This window comes from Streptomyces sp. NPDC001157, assembly GCF_053598255.1.
Genome location: NZ_JBSFJW010000006.1, coordinates 1 through 26,098, shown reverse-complemented (window position 1 = coordinate 26,098; position 26,098 = coordinate 1). Strand labels below are relative to the sequence as shown.

Sequence of the window (26,098 nt, the reverse complement as noted above, 5' to 3'; positions counted from 1 at the left end):
GTGGCGCCGGCACTGCTGCACTTCGTGTGTCGTGTCACCGCACCGTCCAGGAGAAGCAATGCGCGCACCGTTCATGTCCGCCCAGGAAGGAATGACCCACTCTTCGAAGGACATGACGCTTCGTGCACTTGCTCAACCTTGGCATCCTCGCGCACATCGACGCAGGTAAGACCAGCCTGACCGAGCGGCTGCTGCACTCGGTCGGCGTGATCGACGAGCCCGGCCGTGTCGACGACGGGAACACCCGTACCGACACCCTCGCGCTGGAGCGGCAGCGCGGCATCACCATCAAGTCCGCCGTCGTCTCGTTCGCGATCGACGACGTGACGGTCAACCTCATCGACACCCCCGGCCACCCGGACTTCATCGCCGAGGTGGAGCGGGTGCTCGGGGTGCTCGACGGCGCCGTGCTCGTCGTCTCGGCCGTCGAGGGCGTCCAGGCGCAGACCCGCGTCCTGATGCGGACGCTGCAGCGGCTGCGCATCCCGACCCTCCTCTTCGTCAACAAGATCGACCGCCGTGGGGCGCGGTACGACGGCGTACTGCGGGAGATCTCCGAGCGCCTCACGCCGGCGATCGTGCCCATGGGGACGGTCGGCGGACTCGGCACGCCCGATGCCCGTTTCGTACCGGGGCTTGCTGCGACGGCGCTCGATGTCCTGACGGACCATGACGACGAGCTGCTCGCCGCCTATGTGGAAGGCGGTGACATGTCACATACGCCCTCAGGTGCCATGTCACATGCCACTCACGGTGGTATGTCACCCGACACCCTCCGCGCCGCCCTCACCGCCCAGACCCGCCAGGCCCTCGTGCACCCCGTCCACTTCGGCTCGGCCATCACCGGCGCAGGCGTGACCGCCCTGGTCACCGGCGTCAAGGAGCTCCTGCCTCCGGCCGGCGGCGACCCCGAGGGACCGGTCTCGGGCACCGTCTTCAAGGTCGAGCGAGGCCCGGCCGGGGAGAAGGTGGCGTACGCGCGCATGTTCTCCGGCACCCTGCGCACCCGCGACCGGATCCCCTTCGGTGAGACCCGCACGGAGGGAAGAGTCACCGCGATCAGCGTCTTCGACCAGGGCACGGACATCCGGGCGGACGCCGTTCCCGCCGGACGGATCGCCAGGCTGTGGGGCTTGACCGACATCAGGATCGGCGACGCGCTCGGCGAGCCGCGCAAGGCGTACGGGCACTTCTTCGCCCCGCCCACGCTGGAGACGGTGGTCGTGCCGGGGCCGGGCGTGGACACCCGGAAGCTCCATCTCGCGCTCACGCAGCTCGCCGAACAGGACCCGCTGATCGACCTGCGCCACGACGAGGTGCGCCAGGAGACCTCCGTGTCCCTCTACGGCGAGGTCCAGAAGGAGGTCGTCCAGGCCACCCTCGCCGAGGAGTTCGGGCTCGACGTCACCTTCCGGGAGACCACGGTCATCTGCATCGAGCGGCCGTCCGGGCCGGGAGCGGCAGTCGAGTTCAACAAGAAGGACCCGAACCCCTTCCTGGCCACCGTCGGCCTGCGCGTCGACCCGGCACCGGTCGGGTCGGGCGTGCGGTTCCGGCTGGAGGTGGAGCTCGGCGCCATGCCGTATGCCTTCTTCAAGGCCGTCGAGGACACCGTCCGCGAAACCCTCGGCCAGGGCCTGCACGGCTGGCAGGTCACCGACTGCACGGTCACCATGACCCACTCCGGCTACTCGCCCCGGCAGAGCCACGCCCACCAGGGCTTCGACAAGAGCATGTCCAGCACCGGCTACGACTTCCGCGGCCTGACCCCGCTGGTCCTCGTCGAGGCGCTGCGCCGGGCGGGCACCCGCGTGTACGAGCCGATGCACCGCTTCCGTCTCGAAGCCCCGGCCGACACCCTCGGCGCCCTGCTGCCGGTGCTGGCCGCCCTGCGTGCCGTGCCGCAGACGACCGAGACGCAGGGCGCCGCCTGCGTCCTGGAGGGGGCGGTTCCGGCCGGCCGGGTCCACGAACTGGAGCAGCGGCTGCCCGGACTCACGCGGGGCGAGGGGGAGTTGGAGAGCGCCTTCGACCACTACGCACCGATCACTTACGGAACGGTTCCGGAACGTCCGCGCACCGACCACAACCCCCTCAACCGCAAGGAGTACCTGTTGAACGTGACGCGTCGCGTGGGGAGTTGAGGTGGCTGAGAAAGTACACGCCCGAAAATCCTGAAACTTACTCAAGAGTCAGAAGTATTGACGGTGTACGGAAATCACCGGACTGTAGTGGACATGCCGAATATCCGGACACGTCTGCTCCTTGTGCTGGTTGTCCTCTTCGGATCACTGACGGTGGCGGGCGTGCCGTCCGCCACCGCCGCGACCCTTCCCGACTCCCTCTGGTTCGACGCATCGCCCCTGACCGTGCAGAACGGCAGATTCGTCGACGGCAACGGCCGCGAGGTCGTGCTGCGCGGCTACAACGTCTCCGGCGAGACCAAGCTGGAGGAGAACAGCGGCCTGCCCTTCGCCTCGGTCGCCGACGCGAAGAAGTCTGCGACCGCGCTGCGCGCCCTCGGTGGCGGCAACTCGGTCCGCTTCCTGCTGTCCTGGGCGCACGCCGAACCCACCCGAGGCACGGTCGACACGGCTTACCTGGCCGCCGTCACCGCGCAGATGCAGGCCTTCCTCGACGCCGGCATCCGCGTGTACCCCGACTTCCACCAGGACCTCTACTCCCGCTACCTCTTCAACTCCGGCAGCTGGTACACCGGCGACGGTGCCCCCAAGTGGGCCGTGGTACTGGGCGGTTACCCGCAGGAGTCGTGCGGGATCTGCCTCTTCTGGGGCCAGAACATCACCCAGAACCAGGCCGTGACGAAGGCGCAGTACGACTTCTGGCACAACAACCACGGCCTGCAGGACGCCTTCCTCGACACCGCCCAGAAGACCATGGCGTACGTCGAACAGCACCTGAGCGACGCCGAGTTCGCAGGCATCGTCGGCTTCGACCCCTACAACGAGCCTCACGCCGGCAGCTACGACTCGGGCCAGACCAGCCGCAGTTGGGAGCAGAACCTGCTGTGGCCCTTCTACCAGAAGTTCCGGGCCCGGATGGACGCGGCAGGCTGGCAGGCCAAGCCCGCCTTCGTCGAACCGAACCTCTTCTGGAACGCCAACATCGACTCCCAGAAGCAGGAGGGCGGGCTGCTGGACGCCGGCACGCTCGGCCCGCGCTACGTCTTCAACACCCACTTCTACGACCAGAAGGCCATCTCCGGCATCTTCATGTGGGGCAACGCGTCCGACGGGCAGTACGCGAAGGACTTCGGCACCATCCGCGACCGGGCGTCCGCGGCCGGGACCGCCGCCGTGGTCAGCGAGTTCGGCCATCCGCTGTCCGGATCGGTCGCGGGCAAGGCGCCCACGGTCGACAAGGCGATGTACCAGGCCCTCGACTCCCGTCTGCCGGGCTCGAGTTGGTGGTCCGACCCGGCCTCTTCCGGCCCGGTCCTCTCCGGCAACCAGTGGCAATGGGACATCTACAACGGCCGCCACCACGAGCTGATGAACGACAACCCCGACAAGGTCAAGACGTCGGGTGACGCCTGGAACGACGAGGACCTGTCCGCCGCAAAGCTCGACGACTCGGGCGCGGTGACACTCCGTCAGGACACCCGGCTCCTCGACCGCGTCTACCCCAGTGCGACGGCCGGTACGACGCTCGCCTTCACCTACGAGGACCGCTCACGCGACGGTTCCACGACCCTGACCTGGAACCCGGTGCCGAGTTCACTGCCGAACGTGTCCCAGCTGGTCGGCTCCGGCCAGTACGGGCTGCTCGTGTGGAAGTCGGGCAGCGGCACGGCGCCCACCGAACTGCACCTGCCCGCCTCGTTCCCGACCGCGACGACCACGGTCGTCTCCGACGTCGGCACGGTGTACGGCCCGCCGGCGTACACGACCTCGACACCGGTCGCGACGGCTCCCGAACCGGGCGGCACGGGCAGCCGCCGTCTCCTGCTCACCGACTCGGACTCCGGCGTCCTGCACTACGCGCTGGTGACCAACGGGACGACGTCACCGTCGGCGAGCCTGCTCAGCGCGGCGAAGACCGAGCTGACGACCTGGGCGGCGGCGCACTTCTGACCCGGGGTTCGCGCGGGTTCAGGGCCTGTCCGGCGGATCGTTTCCGCGTCGCGGGCCCTGGCACGCGCGCCCAGAACTCGGGGCGGCCACAAGCCGCAGTTCCTTGCAGCCCGCCTGATCTGCAGGTCAGACTCCAGCCGGGGATCTTCTCCGTCGCGCCCGCCCGAGGCCCGGGACGGCCGCGCGCCCCGCGTCGCGCCCACGGCCGTACGAGGAACCCGCCCAGGCGAGCCGATCAGTACCGCACCGCGACCAGCAGGGGGCTGGGCCGAGGAGGTCAGGACCGCACGGCAACGGCGCCGGACCATGTGGTCCGGCGCCGTCGACGGAGGGCTCAGCCGGTGGACGGACCCGTCCAGTCGGCCTGCACATGAGCGAGCCGCACCCGCTGTGGATGGTCCCCGACCGGCACGGACGTGACCTTCTGCCCGGTCGCGAAGTCGATCGCCGTGACCTGGTCGGCGCCGCTCTCGGAGATGATGCAGTCCTTGCCGTCGCCGCTGACCGTCGCCCAGTAGGGCTTGGAGGCGGTGACCAGCGGACCTTCCTGGAGGGTGGCGCGGTCGACGACCGTCGCGTAGTCGTCCATCGTGCCCGCGACGCACAGCTTGGTGCCGTCCGGGTTCATCGAAATGCCGTGGTGGCGCGAGTCGTTGACCCAGGTGGTGCGGTCCTCGCTGGTCGCCGGGTTCTTCGGCAGCGTCTTCACCCGGGTGATCCTGTCGGCGGCGACGTCGTACTCCAGGAAGCCGTTGAAGAAGGACACCTGGAAGTAGAGCTTGGACTCGTCGGGCGAGAAGACGGCAGGGCGGACGGCGTCCGAGAAGTCCTTCAGCCCGATGGCGTCCAGCCGGTTCCGCATGTCGATGATCTTGACCTGCTTGTATGTCGTGGCGTCCACGACGGTGATGTGCCGGTCGCCCTTCGTCCAGTCCCAGGCAGGGTCGTCGAGGGAGGTGTTGACGTCCCCGATGGCCATGTTCCAGATGTACTTGCCGTCCTTGGTGAAGATGTTCTCGTGCGGCTTGTCACCCGTGGCGAACGACCCGAGCTGCTTGCCCGTGTTGATGTCCAGCACATGCACCGTGTTCGCGGTGGAGGCGGACACGGCCACCCGGGTGCCGTCGGGGGAGACCGCCATGTGGTCGGCACGGTAACCCGCCACGGGGAAGCGCCAGTTGACGGCTCCGGTGGCGAGGTCGATGGAGACGACGTCGGCGAAGCTCGGGCGGGAGACGACGACGGACCTGCCGTCCGGTGTGGAGTACATGTCGTCGACGAACTGGTCGTGGCCCTCGCCGACGCTGTTGCGGATCGCCATGAAGTAGGCCCACTTGATCGGGTTGGCGTTGATCTCCGCCATCCGCTGAGCCTTGTCCGGGATGACATTGATACGGCCGACCTTCGCGAAGTCGCCGGTGGACTTGATGACGTCGGCGGTGCCGTCCCAGTTGTTGCCGACGAACATCACCTCGCGCAGGGCGGCTGCGGTGGAGGAGTCCGTGGCGGCCGAGACGGCGGTCGCGGGAGCGCTGACGGTCAGGACGAGGGCGGCGGCTACGGAGCAAAGGTGCCTGGTTCTGAAGGCAGGCATGAGCGCTCTCTCCTCTGGGTGCGGGGCATCCGGTGCCGGAAGCAGGGGTTGAAGGGCAATGCGTGACGAGGGCATGCCAAGTAGAAGCGGCTCGGTCGATTCTGAAAACAAGCTCGTTCAGATTCCTACTTACTGGAAAGTAAGGAAGAGGTGCCCTTCTCCACAAGACTGCGTACACGACAAAATTGGCGAGGCGGGCGACATGGGAGGTTCAGTGGCGGGAAGGCTCAAGGCGCCGACCGGACGGTACGGCGGCAAGACCGCCGCGGAACGGCAGGCCGAGCGGCGCAGCAGATTCCTGGACGCGGCGCTCGAACTCTTCGGCGGCGACCCCGGCTACCGCGCGACCACCGTCGCGGCACTGAGCGAGGCCGCGGGCCTGTCCACCCGCCAGTTCTACGAGGAGTTCCGCACCCTGGAGGACGTTCTGGCCGCGCTGCACCTCCAGGTCAACGAATGGGCCGAGGAGGCTGTCCTGACCGCGTTCGCCGAGGCGCAGGGGCTGCCGCTCGCCGAGCGCGTCACCGCCATCTTCCGGGCCTACGCCGGGAACGTCACCGGCGATCCACGCCGGATCAGGATCACCTTCGTCGAGATCATCGGCGTCAGCGCCCGCCTGGAGGAACAGCGCCTGGCCCGGCGCTCCCGCTGGGTCGACCTCATCTGCGCCGAGGCGGACACGGCCGCCGCCCAAGGAGAGGCCGCGCCCCGCGACTACCGCATCGCCGCGACGGCCTTCATCGGCAGCGTCAACGGGCTGCTGCACGACTGGAGCGCCGGCTGGGTGAACGCGACGCTCGACGAAGTGGTGGACGAACTGGTCCGGCAACTGCTGGCGATCCTGCGTCCGCCGGGGTGGGCGACGCCGGCCGACTGACCGGCGCGGCGCGCCTCGCCCGGCCGGACCTGTGACGACTTCTCGCGCCGATCGGCCGACGACCCTCCCATGTCCCGCGCCGCCGACCGCCTGACCACCCCGAGTGACCCCTCGAACGGCTCAGTGATGATGCGCCGGAGGAGGCGAGGGTGCGTGGGCGATGTGACCGTGGTGGAAGGCATGGGCGTGCACGCGGTGACGAGGAGGCACGATGTCGGAGGGTTCGGTCGAGGGCGGCATGGCGTCCGCTGCCACCAGGGATGCCCCGGATCTGCCGGCCGACCGGCCCCGGGACGGCTTCGAGCAGTTGAGCGCCGTGGCCGACGCCGTCCTGTATGAGGGCTACCTCCTCTATCCGTACCGTCGCTCGTCCGCCAAGAACCGCGTCCGCTGGCAGTTCGGCGTGCTCTTCCCGCGGGGCTGGGTGGAGCAGGACGGTCCGGTCGTCCCGGGCGTGTCCGGCTCCGCCGACTCCTGGTACCAGCAGACCGAGTGCCTGCTGGTGGTCCGACAGCCCGGCGCGACCCTGCGGGTGCGGCTCCGGTTCCTCCAGCTGCAGCGCAAACAGGTGGAGGAAACCGGCTACCCCGGCCGGCTCCGAGAGGTCGAGTCGCTGCGCACCGACGACGGCACGGTGCATCTGACCTTCGACGAGGCCGTGCCGTGCGAGGTGGACATCATGGTCCCGCTGGACGACCTCCTCCAGGAGGAACGCACTGTTCCGGCGGGAGCGGCGGCCGGAAGGGCCATCGAGGCACTGCCCTCGGGCGCCGGGAGGGTGGTGCGTCGTCGCGAGGAGGTACGGGCCGAAGTCACCCTCGGCGCCGAGCGGTTGGGGCAGAACCTCTGCCGTCTGCGGGTACGCACCAGCAACACGGGACCTGAACCGGATCCGCGGGCCACGCGCGAGGAAGCGCTGCGTGGCGCGCTCATCGCCGCCCACACCCTCGTCGGCGGTGACGGCGTCGAGTTCGTCTCACTGATCGATCCGCCCGAGGACCTCCGTCCACATGCAGGTACGTGCCGGAACGAATTCACCTTCCCCGTCCTCGGCGGGGAACCGCCCCTCACTTCCCGCGCGGGCACCACGGGCCAGGTCCTGCTCTCCTCGCCGATCATCCTTCCCGACCATCCGCAGGTGGCTCCCGAGAGCCCCGGGGATCTGCACGACGCCGCGGAGATCGACGAGATCCTCACGCTGCGCACCATGCTGCTGACGGACGAGGAGAAGCGCGAGGCGCGCGCCACCGACCCGCGGGCCGCCGCGATCCTCGACCGGGTCGACACCATGCCCCCCGAGGTCTTCGCGCGACTGCACGGCGCCGTCCGCTCCCTTGCCCCGGCCGGCCCGCCGCCCCCGCCCACCGAACGCCCCACCTGGTGGCAGGAGGGCGCCGACGACGGACTCTCCCCGTCCACCGACACCGTGCTCGTCGACGGAGTGCCCCTGGGCGGCGGCAGCCGCGTGAGGCTTCGGCCACGGAGCCGGGGCGCCGACGCCCAGGACATGTTCCTGGCCGGACGGACCGCCGAGGTCGCCGCCGTCCTCCACGACGTGGACGGCAGCGTGCACCTCGCCGTCACCCTCGACGACGACCCCGCGGCCGAACTGCACAGCTGGTACGGCCGTTTCCACTACTTCCGGCCCGACGAACTCGAACCAATCCAGCCCACCGACTCCGACACCCCCCGCACCGGAGGCCGTTGACATGACGACACACAGCAGCACCACCGAGGTCAGCGCCGAACCCGGCCGCGGTGAGGAACGGCAGGGCTTCGACGAGATCCACATCCTCTGGATCTCCGAGGGCATGAGCTGCGACGGCGACACCGTCTCCCTGACGGCCGCCGACCAGCCCTCCATCGAGGACCTGGTGCTCGGCCTGATCCCGGGCCTGCCGAAGGTGAACCTGGTCAACAAGGTGCTCTCCCCGAGCCTGGGCGGCGAGGACTTCCTCGCTCCCTACCGGGCGGCGGTACGCGGCGAGCTGGCCCCGTTCATCCTCGTCATCGAGGGCTCGATCCCCAACCAGAACATCATCGAGGGCGAGGGCTACTGGACGTCCTTCGGCAACGACCCGGAGACCGGCCAACCGCAGACCCTCAACTGGTGGATCGACCAACTCGCCCCCAAGGCCTGGGCGGTGGTGGCCGCGGGCACCTGCGCCACCTTCGGCGGCATCCACGCCATGGCCGGCAATCCGACCGGCTGCATGGGCCTCGCGGACTACCTGGGCTGGGACTTCAGGTCCCAGGGCGGCCTGCCCGTGGTGAACGTCCCCGGCTGTCCGATCCAGCCCGAGAACTTCATGGAGACCCTGATCTGGGTCCTCTACCACGCCGCCGGATCCGCTCCGCCGCCCCCGCTGGACCACATGCTGCGTCCGCAGTGGCTGTTCGGCAAGACGGTCCACGAGGGCTGCGACCGGGGCTCGTACTACGAGCAGGGCAACTTCGGCAAGGACTACAACTCGCCCAAGTGCCTGGTGAAGACGGGCTGTTGGGGGCCGGTCGTCAACTGCAACGTGCCCAAGCGTGGCTGGATGGCGGGCATCGGCGGCTGCCCGAACGTCGGCGGCATCTGCATCGGCTGCACGATGCCCGGCTTCCCCGACGCGTTCATGCCGTTCATGGACGAGCCGCCCGGCGGAACGCTCTCCTCGATGATCGTCAAGCCGTACGGGGCCGTCATCCGCCGGCTGCGCGGCTTCACGAACGAGCTGGTCAACCACGAACCCAGGTGGCGCCACAACAAGCAGAAGCTGACCAGCGGTTACGACCCGCACTGGCGTCCCTGACACCGCCTGCCACACACCCCACCACGGACCGACCTACGCAACAGCGACAGCGAGGGGCAGTAACAGCGATGACCACAACCGAGGCCCGGCCCACGGGACGCAAGCCGCCGCAGCTCGTGGACATGTCCTGGGACCCGATCACCCGCATCATCGGCAACCTGGGCATCTACACGAAGATCGACTTCGCCAACCGGGAAGTCGTGGAGTGCCACAGCACGTCGTCGCTCTTCCGCGGCTACTCGGTGTTCATGAAGGGCAAGGACCCCAGGGACGCGGGTTTCATCACCTCCCGCATCTGCGGCATCTGCGGCGACAACCACACCACCTGCTCCGACTACGCCCAGCAGATGGCCTACGGGGTCAAACCGCCGCGGCTCGCCGAGCACATCGTCAACCTCGGCGAAGCCGCCGAGTACATGTTCGACCACACGATCTTCCAGGACAACCTGGTGTTCGTGGACTTCTGCGAAGCCATGGTCAAGGCCACCAACCCCGGTGTGCTGGCCCGCGCCGAACGCACCGACGCCCCGCGCGGTGACATCCACGGCTACCGGACGATCGGCGAGATCATGAAGGCCTTCAACCCCTTCGAGGGCGAGGTCTACAAGGAGGCCCTGAAGGTCAGCCGGGTCACCCGCGAGATGTTCTGCCTCATGGAAGGGCGGCACGTCCACCCGTCCACCCTGTATCCCGGCGGTGTGGGCACGCTGCCGCAGCCGACCGTCTTCACCGACTACCTCAGCCGGCTCATGCGGGTCATCGACTTCGTCAAGAAGGCCGTCGCCATGAACGACGACGTCTTCGACTTCTTCTACGAGGCGCTGCCCGGCTACGAGCAGGTCGGCAACCGCCGCATCCTGCTGGGCTGCTGGGGCGCCTGGCAGAACCCCGACGTCGTCGACTACCGCTACGAGAACATGAACACCTGGGGCAAGGCGATGTACGTCACCCCCGGCATCGTCGTCGACGGCGAACTGGTCACCAACAACCTCGTCGACATCAACCTCGGCCTGCGGATCATGCTCGGCAGCTCCTACTACGAGGACTGGGTGGGCGAGCAGCCCTTCGTCACCCACGACCCCCTCGGCAACCCGGTCGACATGCGCCACCCGTGGAACCAGACCACCGTGCCGGTCCCGCAGAAGCGCGACTTCGACGACAAGTACAGCTGGGTGATGAGCCCGCGCTGGTACGACGCGCGCAGCGGGGACCACCTCGCCCTGGACACCGGCGGCGGCCCGCTCGCCCGGCTGTGGTCGACCGCGCTGAGCGGACTGGTCGACACCCCGTACATCAAGTCCACCGGACACAGCGTGCGTATCTCGCTGCCCAAGGGCGAGTCGCTGCCCGAGACGACCCTGGAGTGGCGCATCCCGAAGTGGAGCAACACCATCGAACGGGACCGCGCCCGACCGTACTTCGTCGCCTACGCCGCTGCCATGGCCCTGCAGTTCCTGGAAGAGGCCATGGGCCTGGTCCGGGACGGCGACACCAAGGTCTTCGAGAACTTCGAGGTGCCGGACGAGGCCATCGGCTGCGGCTTCCACGAGGCGGTGCGCGGTGTCCTCTCCCACCACCTGGTGATCAAGGACAAGAAGATCGCCAACTACCACCCCTATCCGCCCACTCCGTGGAACGCCAGTCCCCGCGACAAGTTCGGCACGCCAGGCCCGTACGAGGACGCGGTCCAGGGGCAGCCGATCTTCGAGGAGAACGGCCCGGACGACTTCAAGGGCGTCGACATCATGCGCACCGTCCGCAGCTTCGACCCCTGTCTGCCGTGCGGAGTGCACATGTACGTCGGCAAGGGCAAGACCCTGACCACCCTGCACTCGCCGACGTACGGCGCGAACCATGGCTGAGGCCGGGCCCCTGCCCGAGCGGCTCGCGGACCCGGCCGTCGAGGCCCGCCTGACCCGGCTCGACCAGCTGCTGGAAGCGCTGGAGTCCACGCCCGGACCCGCGACCCGCCCCGCGGTCGAGACGGTACGGCTGCTGACCGAGGTCTACGGCGAGGCACTCGCCCGGGTCATGGACCACGCGGACGCGCAACTGGCCGAACGCCTCGCCGACGACGAACTGTTGGGGCATCTGCTGGTGCTGCACGCCATCCACCCGGAGCCCGTCGAGCGCCGTGCGGCCCGCGCGGTCGAGCGGCTGCGGCCCGCCGTACAGGAACGCGGCGGCGACGTGGAGTGGGCCGGTGTGGAGGGTGGGACGGGCCGCGTGCGGCTCACGGCGGGCGGCGGTTGCGGCTCCGGCTGCGGCGGCGGGACGGCCGACGTCACCGCCGCGGTCCGGGAGGCGGTGCTCGCCGTAGCCCCGGAACTGACGGAGGTGGAGCCGGTGCAGACCGCGGCCCCCGCCTTCGTCCCGCTGGCCACGCTCACCCACCGAGGCACACCGTGACCACGGAGGGAGCGCTCGCCCGCCTCATCCGCTCCTCCGCCGAGCCCCGGGCGGAGGCGGAAACGGAGCGGTGCGACCTGTGCGCCGCCCCGGTGCCCGACGAGCACCGCCACCTGTACGACAACGCGGACGAGGAGGTGCGCTGCGCCTGCGGCCCCTGCTCGGTGCTGTTCGCCGACGGCGGCGCGGGCGACGGGCACTACCGGCTCGTTCCCCGCAGGCGGATCCGGCTCCCCCGGGTGGACACTGAGATTCTGGGCGTGCCCGTCGGCCTGGTGTTCTTCGTGCCCCGGACCGACGGCACGGTCACCGCCGAGGGCCCGAGCCCGGCCGGGGCCATGCGGTGGGAGGTCGACGCCGCGGCCTGGCAGCGGCTGACCACGGTCTGTCCGCAGCTCGCGTCCGTGGAACCCGACGTGGAGGCACTGCTCGTGAACACCGTCCACGGCCTCGACCACCACTGGATCGTGCCGGTCGACGACTGCTACCGGATGATCGCCGTCGTACGCAGGGAATGGCGCGGCCTGTCCGGCGGCGGCCGCATCTGGCCCGCCGTCGAGCGGTTCTTCGACGACCTCACCGAGCGGCCATGACCACGACTCCGCGGCGCGGAGGCGAGAAAGGAGAACACCCCATGGGCAACATCAGAGTCGGCCGACCCCAGGCCAAGCCCGACTCCACCGGGCATGTGCCCGGCATGCATCAGGGCAACACGGGGCCCTACGGCCACCAGACCGGACACCACGAGGACGGCACCGCCGACGCGCGCCGCTCCACCGGGATCCATTGGAAACGGCACGATGCCCTCCTCGACGTCATGCCGAACATCCCGCCGGGATGAGGAAAGACAGGGAGCCGGAATGAAGGTCCAACGAGCAGACGGCGCGCAGAGCGCCTCCACGGGACGGCAGCTGCTGCTGGCGGAGGCCGCCCTGGCCGGTGCCGTCGCCCTGGCACTGTTCGTCCATGAGTTGCCGAGCATCAGGCGCGAGTGGCGGATCTACCGGATGGCCGGCGGCTTGCGCGCAGGCCGCCGCTATCCGTGAGCCCACCGTGCACGAGTTGTCGATCGCGACCGCGATCATCGAGCGGGCCGACGAGCTCGCCCGGGCGGACGGGACGGACGCCGTCTCGGCGGTGACCGTGCGGGTCGGCGAGCTGGCCGGGGTCGTACCCGACGCGCTGAGTTTCGCCTTCGAGGTGGCCCGCGACGGCACCGCCCTCGCCGCGGCCCGGCTCGTGGTCGAGTCGGTCCCCGCACAGGCCTACTGCGGTGCGTGCGCGCAGGAGTTCACGGTGGGCATGCCCCCGTTCTTCTGGTGCCCGCACTGCGACCGGCCCTCCACCGACCTGCGCAGCGGCCGGGAACTGGAGATCACCGGCATCGAGTGACACGGACGGGGCCCCGCCGGAGCTGCACGCTCCGACGGGGCCCCGTGTGCCGGGCTCAGCAGATCCGCGGAAGCTGCTCGCCGAGCGGCAGGTCCACCACGCGGGTGCCCCCGAGACCGGTCGACACCACGACCATGCCGGGATGCTCGGCCACACACTCGCCGATCAGCGTGGCCCCGGCGCCCTGCGGGTGGGCGCGCATCGCCGCCAGGACCTCCTCCGCCGCGGTCGGCGGCACGAACGCTACGAGTCGGCCCTCGTTGGCGACGTAGAGCGGGTCGAGGCCCAGAAAGCCGCAGGCGTTGGCGACGGCGTCGGGCACCGGAATGGCCCGCTCCTGGAGGCGGACACCGGTCCCGGAGGCGCGGGCGATCTCGTTGAGCGACGCGCCCAGACCGCCACGCGTGGGATCGCGCAGAACGTGGAGGTCGGGCGTGACCGTCAGCATGGCCGCCACCAGGTCCGCGAGCGGCGCGGTGTCGCTGGCGAGCTCGACTCCGAACTCCAGCCCGTCACGCATGCTCATGATCGCCACCCCGTGCAGGCCGATCGGACCGCTGACGATGACGGCGTCACCGGGCCGCGCGCGCTGGGGACGGATGTCCACCCCGTCGGGGACGAGCCCCACCCCGGCGGTGGTGACGTACACGCCGTCGCCGTGCCCCGACTCCACCACCTTGGTGTCACCCGTGGCCACGACGACCCCGGCCGCCTCGGCCGCCGCGCCCATGGCGCGCGCGATCCGCTCGACCACGGTCAGTTCCACGCCCTCTTCCAGTACGAAGGCGGCGGACAGGTAGGCGGGCCTGGCGCCGCTCATCGCGAGGTCGTTGACGGTGCCGTTGACCGCGAGGTCGCCCAGGCAGCCGCCGGGAAAGAACAGCGGCCTGACCACATAGGAGTCGGTGGAGAACGCCAGCCGCGCGCCGCTCAGTTCGAGGACCGCGGAGTCGGCGAGCGCGGCGAGGGTGGCATTGCCGTAGGCGGGGGCGAAGATCTGCTCCATCAGCTCCGCGGACAGGGCACCGCCTCCGCCGTGCCCCATGACCACCACGGGCTGGTCGCGAAGAGGCGCGGGGCAGGTCCAGTCGGCCGGATCGACGGTTTCGGCGAGTTCAGGCAACGGGGTTCATCTCCTCCCGCGCGGCCTTCGGCGTCGCGGTGTTCATCCGGCGGTACAGGTAGTAGGCCGCGCAGGCGCCCTCGCTGGAGACCATCGTGGCTCCGAGCGGGGTGCGCGGGGTGCAGCTGGTGCCGAACGCGGCGCACTCGGTCGGCTTGATCAGCCCCTGGAGCACCTCGCCGGCGCGGCATTCGGCGGGCTCCTCGGTGCGGATCCCGGTGACGTCGAAGCGGTGCTCGGCGTCGAAGGCGCGAAACGCCTCGGTCAGCCGCCAGCCACTGAGGGGGATGGGTCCGATGCCGCGCCAGTTGCGGTCGGTGACCTCGAAGACCTCCTCGATCATGCGTACGGCGGCCGGGTTGCCGTCCTCGCGCACGGCCCGCGGGTAGGCGTTCTCCACCCGGTGCTCACCGCGCTCCAGCTGACGCACCGCCCGGCGGATGCCCTCGAGGATGTCCAGAGGCTCGAAACCGGTCACCACGAGCGGCACCCGGAACCGCTCGGCGAGCTCGGGGTACTCGGCCGTGCCCATCACGCTGCACACATGCCCGGCGGCCAGGAAGCCCTGCACCCGGCAGGCGGGGGCCGTCATGATGGCCTCGATCGCCGGGGGAACCCGTACATGGGACACCAGGAGGCTGAAGTTGGTCAGGCCGAGGCGGCGCGCCTGGTGGACGGCCATCGCGTTGGCGGGGGCCGTGGTCTCGAAGCCGATGGCGAAGAAGACCACCTCCCGGTCCGGGTTGCGGCGGGCCAGCTCCAGGGCGTCGAGCGGCGAGTACACCACGCGTACGTCGCCGCCCTCGCCTTTGACCCGGAACAGGTCCCGGTCCGTGCCCGGCACCCGGAGCATGTCGCCGAAGGAGCAGAAGATCACCCCGGGGCGCGCCGCGATCTCCAGTGCCTTGTCGATGACCTCCAGCGGGGTGACACACACGGGGCAGCCGGGGCCGTGGATCAACTCGACCTGCTCCGGCAGCAGTTGGTCGATGCCGTGCCGGATGATGGAGTGGGTCTGCCCGCCGCACACCTCCATAAGGGCCCACGGCCGGGTGGCCGTGGCACGGATCTCGTCCAGCAGCCGCCGGGCCAGATCGGGGTCGTTGAACTCGTCGATGTACTTCACCGGGCCTCGCTCTCTCGTGGTTCCTCGCTCACGGCGGCGACTCCCGCGTCCCGCGACGCCTGCTCCCAGGCGTCGCCGAACTCCTCCTCCAGCAGCCCCAGTTCCTCGAAGAGCCGCAGGGAGGCCAGGGCCGACTCCTCGTCCAGGCGCTGGAGCGCGAAACCGACGTGCACGATGACGTACTCACCCACCCGCACGTCCGACACGTACTCCAGACACGCCTGTTTCTGCACACCGCCGAAGTCGATCAGCCCGGTGAGCGGGTCGGCACTGTCGTCGATGGCCACGACCTTGCCGGGCACTGCCAAACACATGGGTCACTCCTCTTGTCGTTCGTGCGCCGCGACCACGAGTTGTCCAAGGGCCAAACCGCCGTCGTTCGGGGGGACTTCGCCGTGGAGCAGCACCGCGAAGCCGTCCTCGGCCAGCAGCCGTGTGCACTCCTCCTCCAGCAGCGCGTTGGCGAAGACCCCGCCGCTGAGGGCGACCGTGGCCAGGCCGGTGTCGCGGCGTGCCCGCCGGCAGATCTCCAGGACGGCCCGGGCGACGCCGCGGTGGAAGCGCGCGGCGAGCACGGGAACCGGGGTGCCGCACCGCAGATCGGCGACCAGCGCGCGGAGCACGGGCGCCGGGTCGCACACGCCGGAGCCGATACCGAAGGCGTACGCCGAGCCGTCCGCGTCCCGGGCCGAAGCGGCCGCGGCCTCCAGCTCCAGGGCGGCCTGGGCCTCGTACCCCGCGCGGTGGCACACACCCAGCAGGGAGGACACCGCGTCGAAGAGCCGGCCCATGCTGGAGGTCGCCACGCAGGCCACCCCACGCGTCAACTGCTGTTCCAGGAGGGTGAGTTCGGTGGCCGAGCAGGCGGCGACGCAAGGCAGGTCCGCGTCCCAGGGCACGCCCGCGGCCCACAGCCGGGCCAGAGCCAGACGGGACGGGTTGGCGACCCCCGCGTCTCCGCCGGGCAGTGGAGCGGGGGAGAGGTGGGCGAAGCGCCGGTAGCCCCTGTAGTCGGCGAGCAGGATCTCGCCGCCCCAGACGGTGCCGTCGTCGCCGTAGCCGGTGCCGTCGAAGGCGACGCCGATCACGGGCGTGGTGCCGTCGAGGCCGTGCTCGGCCATCGCCGAGGCGATGTGCGCGTGGTGGTGCTGGACGAACACCGGTGTGTTCCTGGGGAGTTCGGCCGCGCGGCGGCGGGCCCAGCGGGCCGAGTGGTAGCCGGGGTGCCGGTCCGCCGCGACGAGTTCGGGGGTGACGCCGCTCAGCCGCCGGATGTGCCCCTCCGCCCGCTCGGCGGCCTCCAGCGTGGTGAGATCGCCCATGTCGCCGATGTGCGGGCCGAGCCAGGAGTGGTCCCCCTCGCCCACGCACAGCGCGTTCTTGAGGTCGCCGCCCACCGCGAGCGCCGGCCGCACCGCGACCGGCAGCCGCAGCGGGCGCGGGACGTATCCCCGGGACCGGCGCAGCACCTGCTCGGTGCCGTCGGCGCGCACCCGCAGCAGGGAGTCGTCGCACGGTGAGGCGATCGCCCGGTCATGGGTGAGCCAGGCGTCGGCCAGCCCCGCCAGCCGGGTCAGCGCCTCCTCGTCGTCCGTGACGATCGGCTCCCCCGACCGGTTGCCGCTGGTCATGACCAGCACGCGAGGACCCTGCGGATCGCCGGGCAGCCCCAACAGCAGGGTGTGTACGGGGGTGTAGGGCAGCATCACCCCGAGCTGCGGGCTGCCCGGGCAGACGCCGGAAGCGAGGCGGACGCGTTCGGCCGACGTCCGCGGACGCAGCAGGACGATGGGACGGCGGGGGCTGGTCAGCGCGGCGCGCTCGGCCGGGGAGACCAGGGCGATCCGCTGCACGGTGTCGACATCCGCGCACATCACGGCGAACGGCTTGCCACCGCGCTCCTTCCGGGTGCGCAGTGTGTCGACGGCCCGTGCGTCGGTGGCGTCGCACGCCAGGTGATAGCCGCCGAGACCCTTGACGGCGAGGATGCGGCCGGCTGCCAGCAGCGCCCGGCCCGCCACCAGGGCGTCGGCATCCCGCGCAGGTCGGAGTCCGCTGCCGGCCGCGGGCACCAGCCGCAGCCGGGGACCGCACTTTGGGCAGGCGACCGGCTGGGCGTGAAAGCGCCGGTCGGCGGGGTCGCCGTACTCCCGGGCGCATGCGGCACACATCGGGAAGCCGGTCATCGTGGTGACCGCCCGGTCGTACGGCATGTCCGTGGCGATGGTGAAGCGGGGGCCGCAGTGGGTGCAGGTGACGAACGGGTGCCGGTGGCGGCGGTCGGCCGGATCGGCCAGCTCCCGCAGACACTCGTCGCAGGTCGCCGTGTCGGGCGGGAGCAGCGTGCGGCCCGCGGACCGTGCGGTGGCACGGATGGTGAAGACGTCGTCCGCACCCGTGGCGGGCAGGTCCTCGACACCGACGCCCGTGACGGCGGCAAGCGGCGGCGGTTCCGTGGCCAGAAGGCCGCAGAAACGGGCGACACCGTCGGGCGGGCCCTCCACCTCGATGAGGACGCCGCTCGCCGTGTTGCTCACGAACCCGGCCAACGCGAGATCGGTGGCCAAGCGGTGCACGAAGGGGCGGAAACCCACGCCCTGCACCGTGCCGAGCACCACGACACGGCGGCGTACCGCCTGCGCGGCCGGAGCGCTCACGAGACGCGGCCGGCCGCGAGGCCCGGGGTCTTCTGCGCGTGCTCGTGGCTGTGGGGGTGCGGCGCGAGGGGAGGGCGGTGCACCGGGTCCCCGTCCCGCGCGGCGAGGACCCGGTCCAGCACGGTGGCGACACCGGAGCCGTCACGAGCGCAGGACCGGACGACCTCCACCCCCGGGTTCACCCTCTGCACATGGGCGACGAAGGCGGCCTCGTCGAAGCCGGCGGGCTCGGCCAGATCGGTCTTGGTGAGCACCACCAGATGGGCGGAGCCGAAGGCCGTGGGGTACTTCAGCGGCTTGTCCTCGCCCTCCGTCACCGCCATGAGGACGATCCGCAGGCACTCGCCGAGGTCGTAGGCCGCCGGGCAGACGAGGTTGCCGACGTTCTCCACGAACAGCACCGCGGTGTCCTCGGGCAGCCAGCTGCGCACATGGCCGCTGAGCTGCCGGGCCTCCAGATGGCACAGCCCGTCGGTCAGCAGCTGTTTGACCGGCGCTCCCGAACGGGCGAGCCGGTGGGCGTCGTTCTCGGTCGCCAGGTCGGCGGTGAGCGCGGCCACCGGGATGCGCCGCTTGACCGCCAGGGCCAGCACCTGCCCGAGCAGTTCCGTCTTGCCGCTGCCCGGGCTGGACAGCAGGTTGACGACGGCGACCGCGCGCCGGGCCAGTTCGTCGCGCAGGCTCGCGGCCAGGCCGTCGTTCTTCGCCAGGACGGCCTGCGTGACGTCGTCCATCGACTCGCACATGGGCGCTGCTCCTCGCGGTTGTTCGAGGGAGTGGGTGTCGGTGCGTCACCGATCCTCGACGCCGTCGGCCACCGGGAGCGGGACCTCGGCCGCGGACGGGTCCGTGGATTCGTCCGGGCGGCTCAACGCAGACGTGGCCGCGGGGTCGGCGAGCAGTGCCGGAACCAGGGTGTGCAGGGCCGCGACGGCTCTGTCGACAGCGTCGCGGACCGGTGCGCTGATGCCCGGGGCGATGTCCTCGTCGCCGCGCGGCCGTACCTCGGGCTCGCAGGCGAGGACGAGCACTCGCGGCAGCGGCTCGTCGCCCAGGTGGGCGGCCAGCGCCAGCACCTTGGCCGGATCCATGCCATGGGCCTCGGGCGGGGCGGCGCCCGTGGTGCCGTCGGGCGGTTCCGGCTCGATCAGCGACAGGGTGCCCGGCCGGTGTCCTCGCGCGGCCGCGTCGACCAGGACGGCCGTGTCGTAGCCGTCCAGCAGTTCGTACGCGAGGTCCATGCCGCGGATGCCGAAGTCGCGCACACGGACCTCGTCAGGCAGCGGCCGGCGGGCCAGGGCTTGGATCACCTCGGGGCCGAAGGCGTCGTCCGCGAGGAAGATGTTGCCGACGCCCGCCACGAGCAGGCGGGTACCGGACCGCGTCACCGGGCACCCTCGTCGACCTGGTCGCCGACCGGGGCCAGGGGCCGCGCCCCGCCGTTCGGCAGCTTGCGGACGAAGGCGGAACGCAGAGCGTGGTACGGGGCCTGCGGATCGAAGAAGACGGCACGCATACGGGCGAGTTCCTCCCGCCGGTACTCCGCGAGCGGCTGCCGTGCCTCGTCCGCGTGGCGTGCCGTGGCCTTCGCGGCGACCCGCTGTGCCAGGTCGGGGTCGGCGGCCAGTTCGGCCGCCCATCGCTCGATCTCCGCGGTGAACCCCTGCGGCGGAGCCTCCACCAGACGGTCCACCAGACCGATCCGTGCGGCATGCGCGGCGCTCACCGGCAAGGCATCGGTCGTCAGACGCTGGGCTGTCTCGGCTCCCACGCGGCGCGGCAGCGTGTACGTCCAGAACTCCGACCCGTACAGGCCCATCCGCCGGTAGTGCGGGTTGAGGACCGTGCCCGCGCGACACCACACCTGGTCGGCGGCGAGGGCGAGCATGACGCCGCCGGCCGCGGCGTTGCCGCCGAGCGCCGCCACCACCATCCGGTCGGTCGTACGCAGCACCGCCTCGACCAGGTCGTCCATCGCGTTGAGGTTGGACCAGGACTCGCCCGCGGGGTCGGCGGCCGCCTCGATGACGTTGAGATGGATGCCGTTGGAGAAGAAGTCGCGGGCTCCGCCGAGCACCAGCAGCGAGGTGGGGCGGGTGAGCGCGTACCGGTAGGCGGCCAGCAGCCTGCGGCAGTGGCCGGTACTCATGGCCCCGCCGGGGAAGGAGAAGCTCAGGAATCCGATGTCGCCGTGCTGCCGGTACCGGATGTCGCTCCAGGTGGTCCTGCCGGGTGACAACTCGAGCGGTGCCGTGACCTCCGGCAGCGAGGGGGCCGCGAAGGAGGCGAGCACGGAGGCCGCCGGGCGGCGGAAGGGCGCGGGGTCACCGGAGGCCTTGCGGGGCCGCAGCTCCGGAATCCACACCGCTCCGTCCCGGGTGGCGCGGCAGACCGCCCCGGCGCGCGTCGCGAGCAGTTCGCCGGGGTGTCCGTGCAGCCGGTCCTCCGGATGACCGCCGTGCAGGAACACCTCCCGGCCGCAGAGTTCGTCCAGGACCCCGGGCTGGGAGTCGGCCCCGCGGAGCTTGCGCAGGACCGTCTCCGTCGTGTCGTTCTCCCAGTCGATCGTTCGCTGCTCCCGGCGGAAGAAGTCGCGCCACACCACCCGGATCGCGGGATCGCTCTGCGGCTGCGGCTTGAACGATCCGTCGGCGTAGCGCCGCACCGCCAGCCGGACGGCGGCCGAGGCGGCGTCGGAGGCCTCGCCCCGGTACAGGTTGCTCTTGCCGACCGGCGGCACCGGGAAGGGCTCGGCCGCCCACACGGCGCCCGCGTCCATGGCGGCCTCGGCCTGCAGCACCGTCACCCCCCACTGCGCGGCCCCCTCGGCGATCGCCCAGTCCAGGGCGGACGGGCCGCGGTCGCCGGGCGGCCCCGGGTGCACGATGAGGCAGGTGTGCTCCTGCCAGATGTCCTCCGGCAGAGCCGTCTTGAGCATCGGCGCGATGATCAGTTCCGGGCGGGTTTCGTGAACGGCGGTCCGGATCGCCTCGGCGCCGTGCGCGGCGAGCACGACGTCCACCCGGTGCCCTTCGTCGGACAGTTCCGCGTACACACGCTGGGACAGGCTGTTGAACGCGCTGGCGACGAGCAAGATGTCCATGACGCGGATGATCGTCGGTATGGGGGAGGGCGAGAAGGACCACGGCGGCGTTTCGTGGTCCGCCGTCAGGTCTCTTCCTCCATCCGGATTGCATTCCTCAGGTCCTCGAACGCCTCGCTGTGGTTGCCGCGGTGCCCTTCGAGCAGGGCGGCGGCGATCGCGTCGAGTTTGCGCTGGACCGCGTGTTCGGCACGCATCTCGGCGTTCTTCAGCAGCGCCAGAAGCAGCAAAGTCACCGCGGTCATGGACCCGCTCGCCAGCAGGAGCAGCTCGATTCTCTGGTGCGCCAGGTGGGAGGCCACGAAGAACGCGATGAGGACCAGACAGACCAGGAAGAAGACCGGGGAGCTGGTGAAATTGGAGGCGTATTCGGCGAATTGATCGAAGCGGCCGCGCCGCGGGCCCCCGCGCTGAACGGGACTCTTGAAGGTCATGAGCGAGGCTTACCCCGCCGTCCGCGCGGACGGCGCTCCTGGCCTCCTAGCCACCCCACCGGTCCACCGCCGCCAGCACCGGAGCCACCCCGTCCTCGCCGCGGATGCGTGCCCCGAGCGTCTCGGCGCGCCGCGCGAACGCCGGGTCGCCGGTCGCCCGCATCAAGGCCGTGGCCAGTGTGTCGGGGGTGAGCCGGCGCAGCGGCAGGGTGCGGGGGGCGACGCCCAGGGCGACCAGGCGTGCGGACCAGAAGCCCTCGTCGAACTGGATCGGTACCGGCACGGCCGGCACCCCGGCGCGCAGACCCGCCGCCGTCGTGCCCGCGCCCGCGTGGTGGACCACCGCGGCCATACGGGGAAAGAGCGCGGAGTGCGGGAGCTCGCCGACGGTCAGCATGTCGTCGCCGGAGACCTCGAGGCCGGCCCAGCCGCGCTGGATCACTCCGCGCAGCCCGGCCCGGCGCAGGGCGCGCACGATGCAAGTGCTGAGCCGCTCGGGGTCGGGCACGGTCGCGCTGCCCAGGCCCACGAACACGGGTGCCGCCCCCGCATCGAGGAAGTCCCGCACGGAAGAGGGGAGTTGGGGCTCTGCGTCGTACGGCCACCAGTATCCGGTCACCGACAGGCCCGGCCGCCAGTCGTACGGCCGCGGCACCACCAGCGGGCTGAATCCGTGCAGCACCGGCCGGTCCTGCCGCTCCCTCGCCCGCCGTGCGGCGGCGGCACTCACCGGAGGCAGCCCCAGCCGCTCCCGTACGGCGGGCAGCGCCCCGGCGAAGACCTGCTCCACGGCCAGGCTCACCCCATGCCCGGCGATCCGGTTGCCCACGGCCCCCAGCGAGCGGACCCCCAGCATCGGCGGCCCGAACTCCCGTGTGGGAGCCAGGGGCTGGAGGGGTACGTCGAGGCAGGGCAGGGACAGACCCTCCGCGATGGTGTGCCCCAACGGCCCCACCGAAGCGGACAGCAGCAGCAGGTCGCTCGACCGGGCGGCCGCCACCAGGCCGTCCGTCATCCGCCCGACCAGCGCCCGCGCCATCGCGACCACCCGCACCAGCTTCCCCACACCGGTCGCGCTGCGATGCAGCCCGCGCCCCCGCGAGGACTCCAGTTCCGCCCGCGGGTCCACCGGCAGCGGATGAAAACGGACCTTCGACCCGGCCACGAGCGGCTCGAAACGGGCATGCGTCACCAGAGTGACCTCGTGCCCCGCCCGGGAGAGCCCGTGTCCGAGTCCCGTGTACGGGGCGACGTCGCCCCGGGATCCCGCCGTCATGATCGCGATGCGCACGACGGCCAGTATGGCGCCGCCGTACGCCTTTCAGCGAGAACGCCCCGTCGAGACAGGCGACTTCACGCTTGTCGCTTCCGTTGACTTGACGCTCGCGGTGGCTCTACTTTCGGCGCGCAACGCGTTCGGATCACCGATCCTCGTTCGATATGCCGAATGAACGGAGCCGCATGTACCCCCCTCCGCGCTCGACCCGCAGAGGTCTCGCAGGCCGCTGCAGAGCCGGCGCCGTACGCCTCCTCGCCCTCGCCGTCACCGCGGCCGCCGCCCTCCTGTTCGCGGCACCCGGCCCCGCCCAGGCGGCGACGACCCGTCAGACAGCCGTGCCCACCGCCCCCATGGGCTGGGCCTCCTGGAACAGCTTCGCCGCCAAGATCGACTACAACGTCATCAGGCAGCAGGTCGACGCATTCGTGGCGGCGGGACTGCCGGCGGCAGGCTACAAGTACATAAACATCGACGAGGGCTGGTGGCAGGGCACCCGCGACAGCGACGGCAACATCACCGTCGACACCAGTGAGTGGCCCGGCGGCATGAGCGCCATCGCCGACTACATCCACAGCAAGGGCCTCAAGGCCGGCATCTACACCGACGCCGGCAGGAACGGCTGCGGCTACTACTACCCGACGGGCCGCCCCGCTGCCCCGAACACAGGCAGCGAGGGCCACTACGACCAGGACATGCTCCAGTTCTCGAAGTGGGGCTTCGACTTCGTCAAGGTCGACTGGTGCGGCGGAGACGTCGAGGGACTCGACGCGGCGACGGCGTACCGGTCGATCAGCGACGCGGTCGCCAGGGCGACGGCCACCACCGGCCGCCCGCTCACCCTCTCGATCTGCAACTGGGGCAAGCAGAACCCCTGGAACTGGGCGCCGGGACAGGCCCCCATGTGGCGTACCAGCACGGACATCATCTACTACGGCAACTCGCCGTCGATGACGAACCTGCTGTCCAACTTCGACCAGACCCTGCACCCGACGGCCCAGCACACCGGCTACTACAACGACCCGGACATGCTGATGGTCGGCATGGACGGCTTCACCGCCGCCCAGAACCGCACCCATATGAACCTGTGGGCCATCTCCGGCGCGCCGCTCCTCGCCGGCAACAACCTCGCCACGATGACGTCGGAGACCGCAGGCATCCTCAAGAACTCCGAGGTCATCGGCGTCGACCAGGACCCGCGCGGCCTCCAGGGCGTGAAGGTCGCCGAGGACACGACCGGACTGCAGGTGTACGGCAAGGTCCTCGCCGGCACCGGCAACCGTGCCGTCGTCCTCCTCAACCGCACCTCCTCCGCCCAGAACATCACCGTCCGCTGGTCCGACCTGGGGCTGACGAACGCGTCCGCGACCGTGCGTGACCTGTGGGCGCGAGCCGATGTCGGTACGTACGGCACCAGTTACTCCACGAGTGTTCCGGCGGGCGGCTCGGTGATGCTGACGGTCACGGGCGGGACGGAGATGGCCGGCAACACGTACACCGGTACCTCCGCCTTCTCGGGCGTGGCCGCCGGGAACACCGGCATCAACGTCGTCGACGTGTCGTACACCAACAACACGTCCACGGCCCGCACCGGCACCCTCAAGGTCAACGGTCAGGGCGCGACCACGGTCTCCTTCCCGCCGACGGGCTCCAGCCCGGGCACCATCTCGGTGGAGGTAGGTCTGTCCAAGGGCTCCGCCAACTCGCTCACCTTCTCCGGCGCCCCGACCCTCGACTCGATCACCGTCAGACCCCTGCCGGGAGCGGGCGGCTCCCAGGTCGTCGGCAAGCAGTCCGGACGCTGCCTGGACATCTACAACAACACGATCACCAACGGCACCCAGGCCGAGCTGTGGGACTGCAACGGCGGCCAGAACCAGGCCTGGACGTACACCGCCCGCAAGGAACTCGTGGTGTACGGCAACAAGTGCCTCGACGCCTACAACCAGGGCACGACCAACGGCACCAAGGTCGTCATCTGGGACTGCAACGGCCAGAACAACCAGAAGTGGAACGTCAACAGCGACGGCACCCTCACCAACGTCGACGCCGGCCTCTGCCTCGATGCCTACAGCAACGGCACCGCCAACGGCACCTCCATCGTCCTGTGGTCCTGTGGAACGGGCGACAACCAGAAGTGGACCCTGTCGTAGGCCCGGACTAGGCGAGCGGCAGCAGCAGGACGCCGACTGCCACGACCGCGGCGCACACCAGCAGCCAGCCGGCCAGCAGGCGTCGCCGCAGGTCGCGGTAGGCGTCCTCGTACTCCTCCCGCAGTGCGTGGGCACGTTCTGCGGTGTGCTGCCACGAGGTGCGGGCGATGGTGAGGTACTCCGCCTCGAACCGGCGCTCCACCTCCTCCCGCTGAGCCTGTGTCAGCCAGTCGAAGGGGGCGCTGAAACGTGCGGCGGCCGTACGGCCCTCCTCGCGGGCGGCGGCGATCAGCAGGTGCCCCTCGATCTCGTTGAGGAGCACCTGCGCCTCCTTGCTGCTCATGGTGCGGTCAACTCCCTCTGGGGTGCCGGATCCTGAAGGTGGTGCAGGTCGAACGCCGGAGATTCGCTGCGGATCCGGGGGAGGGACGTGAAGTTGTGCCGCGGCGGCGGGCAGGACGTCGCCCACTCCAAGGAACGCCCGTAGCCCCACGGGTCGTCGACCTCCACCTTCTCGCCGTACTGCGCGGTCCTCCAGACGTTGTAGAAGAACGGCAGGAACGACATTCCGAGAAGGAACGAGAAGATCGTCGACACCGTGTTGAGCGTTGTCAGGCCCTCCACCGCCAGATAGTCGGGAATCCGCCGCTGCATTCCGTTCACTCCCAGCCAGTGCTGGACCAGGAAGGTGCCATGGAAGCCGATGAACAGCGTCCAGAAGGTGATCTTGCCGAGGCGCTCGTCGAGCATCTTGCCGGTGAACTTGGGCCACCAGAAATGGAATCCGGAGAACATCGCGAACACGACGGTGCCGAAGATGACGTAATGGAAATGGGCGACGACGAAGTAGGTGTCGGAGGTCGGGAAGTCCAGCGGTGGCGAGGCGAGCATCACGCCGGTCAGACCTCCGAAGACGAACGTGACCAGGAAGCCGGTCGCCCAGAGCATCGGGGTCTCGAAACTCAATGACCCCTTCCACATCGTTCCGATCCAGTTGAAGAACTTCACGCCGGTCGGTACGGCGATGAGGAACGTCATGAAGGAGAAGAACGGGAGCAGTAC

Annotated in this window: 24 protein-coding genes; 12 read left to right on the top strand and 12 right to left on the bottom strand. The window is 70.4% G+C overall.

Going from position 1 to position 26,098, the window contains the following annotated elements; genetic code table 11:
* The first annotated feature begins 122 nt into the window (after positions 1-122).
* Both ACWDAG_RS12685 and ACWDAG_RS12680 read left to right on the top strand, forming a co-directional pair.
* A complete protein-coding gene (locus ACWDAG_RS12685) occupies positions 123-2,144 on the top strand; it encodes a GTP-binding protein (protein WP_450695602.1) in 2,022 nt (673 codons plus the stop codon).
* A gap of 93 nt (positions 2,145-2,237) precedes the next feature.
* Complete coding sequence (locus ACWDAG_RS12680; protein WP_450695601.1) at positions 2,238-4,094, top strand: cellulase family glycosylhydrolase; 1,857 nt, start codon at positions 2,238-2,240, stop codon at positions 4,092-4,094.
* A 334-nt stretch (positions 4,095-4,428) separates the two neighbouring features.
* Here ACWDAG_RS12680 and ACWDAG_RS12675 read toward each other — a convergent pair whose 3' ends face one another.
* Positions 4,429-5,688 (bottom strand): YncE family protein, encoded by a 1,260-nt coding sequence (locus ACWDAG_RS12675; RefSeq protein ID WP_450695600.1) that lies wholly within the window; start codon positions 5,686-5,688, stop codon positions 4,429-4,431.
* 214 nt (positions 5,689-5,902) lie between these two features.
* On the opposite strand from ACWDAG_RS12675, the gene ACWDAG_RS12670 reads away from it, so the two are divergent.
* From ACWDAG_RS12670 to hypA, 9 genes are all read left to right on the top strand, one after another.
* Positions 5,903-6,565, top strand: coding sequence for a TetR/AcrR family transcriptional regulator (locus tag ACWDAG_RS12670; protein WP_450695968.1), 663 nt, complete (start codon positions 5,903-5,905; stop codon positions 6,563-6,565).
* A 211-nt stretch (positions 6,566-6,776) separates the two neighbouring features.
* Positions 6,777-8,273, top strand: coding sequence for a hypothetical protein (locus ACWDAG_RS12665; protein WP_450695599.1), 1,497 nt, complete (start codon positions 6,777-6,779; stop codon positions 8,271-8,273).
* A gap of 1 nt (position 8,274) precedes the next feature.
* Positions 8,275-9,363, top strand: coding sequence for an NADH-quinone oxidoreductase subunit B family protein (locus ACWDAG_RS12660; RefSeq protein WP_450695598.1), 1,089 nt, complete (start codon positions 8,275-8,277; stop codon positions 9,361-9,363).
* A gap of 68 nt (positions 9,364-9,431) precedes the next feature.
* Complete coding sequence (locus ACWDAG_RS12655) at positions 9,432-11,225, top strand: nickel-dependent hydrogenase large subunit (RefSeq protein ID WP_450695597.1); 1,794 nt, start codon at positions 9,432-9,434, stop codon at positions 11,223-11,225.
* Positions 11,218-11,772 (top strand): NifU family protein, encoded by a 555-nt coding sequence (locus ACWDAG_RS12650; RefSeq protein ID WP_450695596.1) that lies wholly within the window; start codon positions 11,218-11,220, stop codon positions 11,770-11,772. The genes ACWDAG_RS12655 and ACWDAG_RS12650 overlap by 8 nt, the downstream gene beginning before the upstream one ends.
* On the top strand, positions 11,769-12,365 hold the full coding sequence (locus ACWDAG_RS12645; protein ID WP_450695595.1) for a DUF5947 family protein: 597 nt from the start codon (positions 11,769-11,771) through the stop codon (positions 12,363-12,365). Before ACWDAG_RS12650 ends, ACWDAG_RS12645 begins: the two co-directional genes overlap by 4 nt.
* Before the next feature lie 41 nt (positions 12,366-12,406).
* Entirely contained in the window at positions 12,407-12,613 is a 207-nt protein-coding gene (locus ACWDAG_RS12640) for a hypothetical protein (protein WP_344401374.1), read from the top strand.
* Positions 12,614-12,632: 19 nt separating this feature from the next.
* Positions 12,633-12,818 carry a hypothetical protein gene (locus tag ACWDAG_RS12635; protein WP_450695594.1) on the top strand — a complete coding sequence of 62 codons (186 nt, stop codon included), beginning with the start codon at positions 12,633-12,635 and terminating at the stop codon, positions 12,816-12,818.
* A gap of 7 nt (positions 12,819-12,825) precedes the next feature.
* Positions 12,826-13,164 (top strand): hydrogenase maturation nickel metallochaperone HypA, encoded by a 339-nt coding sequence (gene hypA, locus ACWDAG_RS12630; protein ID WP_450695593.1) that lies wholly within the window; start codon positions 12,826-12,828, stop codon positions 13,162-13,164.
* Positions 13,165-13,219: 55 nt separating this feature from the next.
* Here the strand turns inward: hypA and hypE are convergent, their stop codons facing one another.
* From hypE to ACWDAG_RS12585, 9 genes are all read right to left on the bottom strand, one after another.
* Positions 13,220-14,287, bottom strand: a complete 1,068-nt coding sequence (hypE, locus tag ACWDAG_RS12625) for a hydrogenase expression/formation protein HypE (RefSeq protein WP_450695592.1) — start codon at positions 14,285-14,287, stop codon at positions 13,220-13,222.
* On the bottom strand, positions 14,280-15,413 hold the full coding sequence (gene hypD, locus ACWDAG_RS12620; protein WP_450695591.1) for a hydrogenase formation protein HypD: 1,134 nt from the start codon (positions 15,411-15,413) through the stop codon (positions 14,280-14,282). The genes hypE and hypD overlap by 8 nt, the downstream gene beginning before the upstream one ends.
* Positions 15,410-15,727 (bottom strand): HypC/HybG/HupF family hydrogenase formation chaperone, encoded by a 318-nt coding sequence (locus ACWDAG_RS12615; protein WP_450695590.1) that lies wholly within the window; start codon positions 15,725-15,727, stop codon positions 15,410-15,412. The genes hypD and ACWDAG_RS12615 overlap by 4 nt, the downstream gene beginning before the upstream one ends.
* A 3-nt stretch (positions 15,728-15,730) precedes the next feature.
* Positions 15,731-18,070 carry a carbamoyltransferase HypF gene (hypF, locus tag ACWDAG_RS12610; protein ID WP_450695589.1) on the bottom strand — a complete coding sequence of 780 codons (2,340 nt, stop codon included), beginning with the start codon at positions 18,068-18,070 and terminating at the stop codon, positions 15,731-15,733.
* A complete protein-coding gene (gene hypB, locus ACWDAG_RS12605) occupies positions 18,067-18,816 on the bottom strand; it encodes a hydrogenase nickel incorporation protein HypB (protein WP_450695588.1) in 750 nt (249 codons plus the stop codon). The genes hypF and hypB overlap by 4 nt, the downstream gene beginning before the upstream one ends.
* A 45-nt stretch (positions 18,817-18,861) precedes the next feature.
* Positions 18,862-19,458 (bottom strand): hydrogenase maturation protease, encoded by a 597-nt coding sequence (locus tag ACWDAG_RS12600; protein ID WP_450695587.1) that lies wholly within the window; start codon positions 19,456-19,458, stop codon positions 18,862-18,864.
* The gene (locus ACWDAG_RS12595) at positions 19,455-21,173 is read right to left on the bottom strand and encodes an enoyl-CoA hydratase-related protein (RefSeq protein WP_450695586.1); all 1,719 of its coding nucleotides are present in this window, start codon (positions 21,171-21,173) and stop codon (positions 19,455-19,457) included. The genes ACWDAG_RS12600 and ACWDAG_RS12595 overlap by 4 nt, the downstream gene beginning before the upstream one ends.
* A 65-nt stretch (positions 21,174-21,238) precedes the next feature.
* On the bottom strand, positions 21,239-21,607 hold the full coding sequence (locus ACWDAG_RS12590) for a low affinity iron permease family protein (RefSeq protein ID WP_450695585.1): 369 nt from the start codon (positions 21,605-21,607) through the stop codon (positions 21,239-21,241).
* A gap of 46 nt (positions 21,608-21,653) precedes the next feature.
* Complete coding sequence (locus ACWDAG_RS12585; protein ID WP_450695967.1) at positions 21,654-22,883, bottom strand: glycosyltransferase; 1,230 nt, start codon at positions 22,881-22,883, stop codon at positions 21,654-21,656.
* A gap of 185 nt (positions 22,884-23,068) precedes the next feature.
* On the opposite strand from ACWDAG_RS12585, the gene ACWDAG_RS12580 reads away from it, so the two are divergent.
* On the top strand, positions 23,069-25,036 hold the full coding sequence (locus ACWDAG_RS12580; protein ID WP_450695584.1) for an RICIN domain-containing protein: 1,968 nt from the start codon (positions 23,069-23,071) through the stop codon (positions 25,034-25,036).
* A 7-nt stretch (positions 25,037-25,043) separates the two neighbouring features.
* Here ACWDAG_RS12580 and ACWDAG_RS12575 read toward each other — a convergent pair whose 3' ends face one another.
* Positions 25,044-25,379, bottom strand: a complete 336-nt coding sequence (locus tag ACWDAG_RS12575) for a hypothetical protein (RefSeq protein WP_450695583.1) — start codon at positions 25,377-25,379, stop codon at positions 25,044-25,046.
* Positions 25,376-26,098 (bottom strand): cytochrome c oxidase subunit I (locus tag ACWDAG_RS12570; RefSeq protein WP_450695582.1); only part of this gene is annotated, 723 nt, incomplete at its 5' end. The genes ACWDAG_RS12570 and ACWDAG_RS12575, both read right to left, overlap by 4 nt.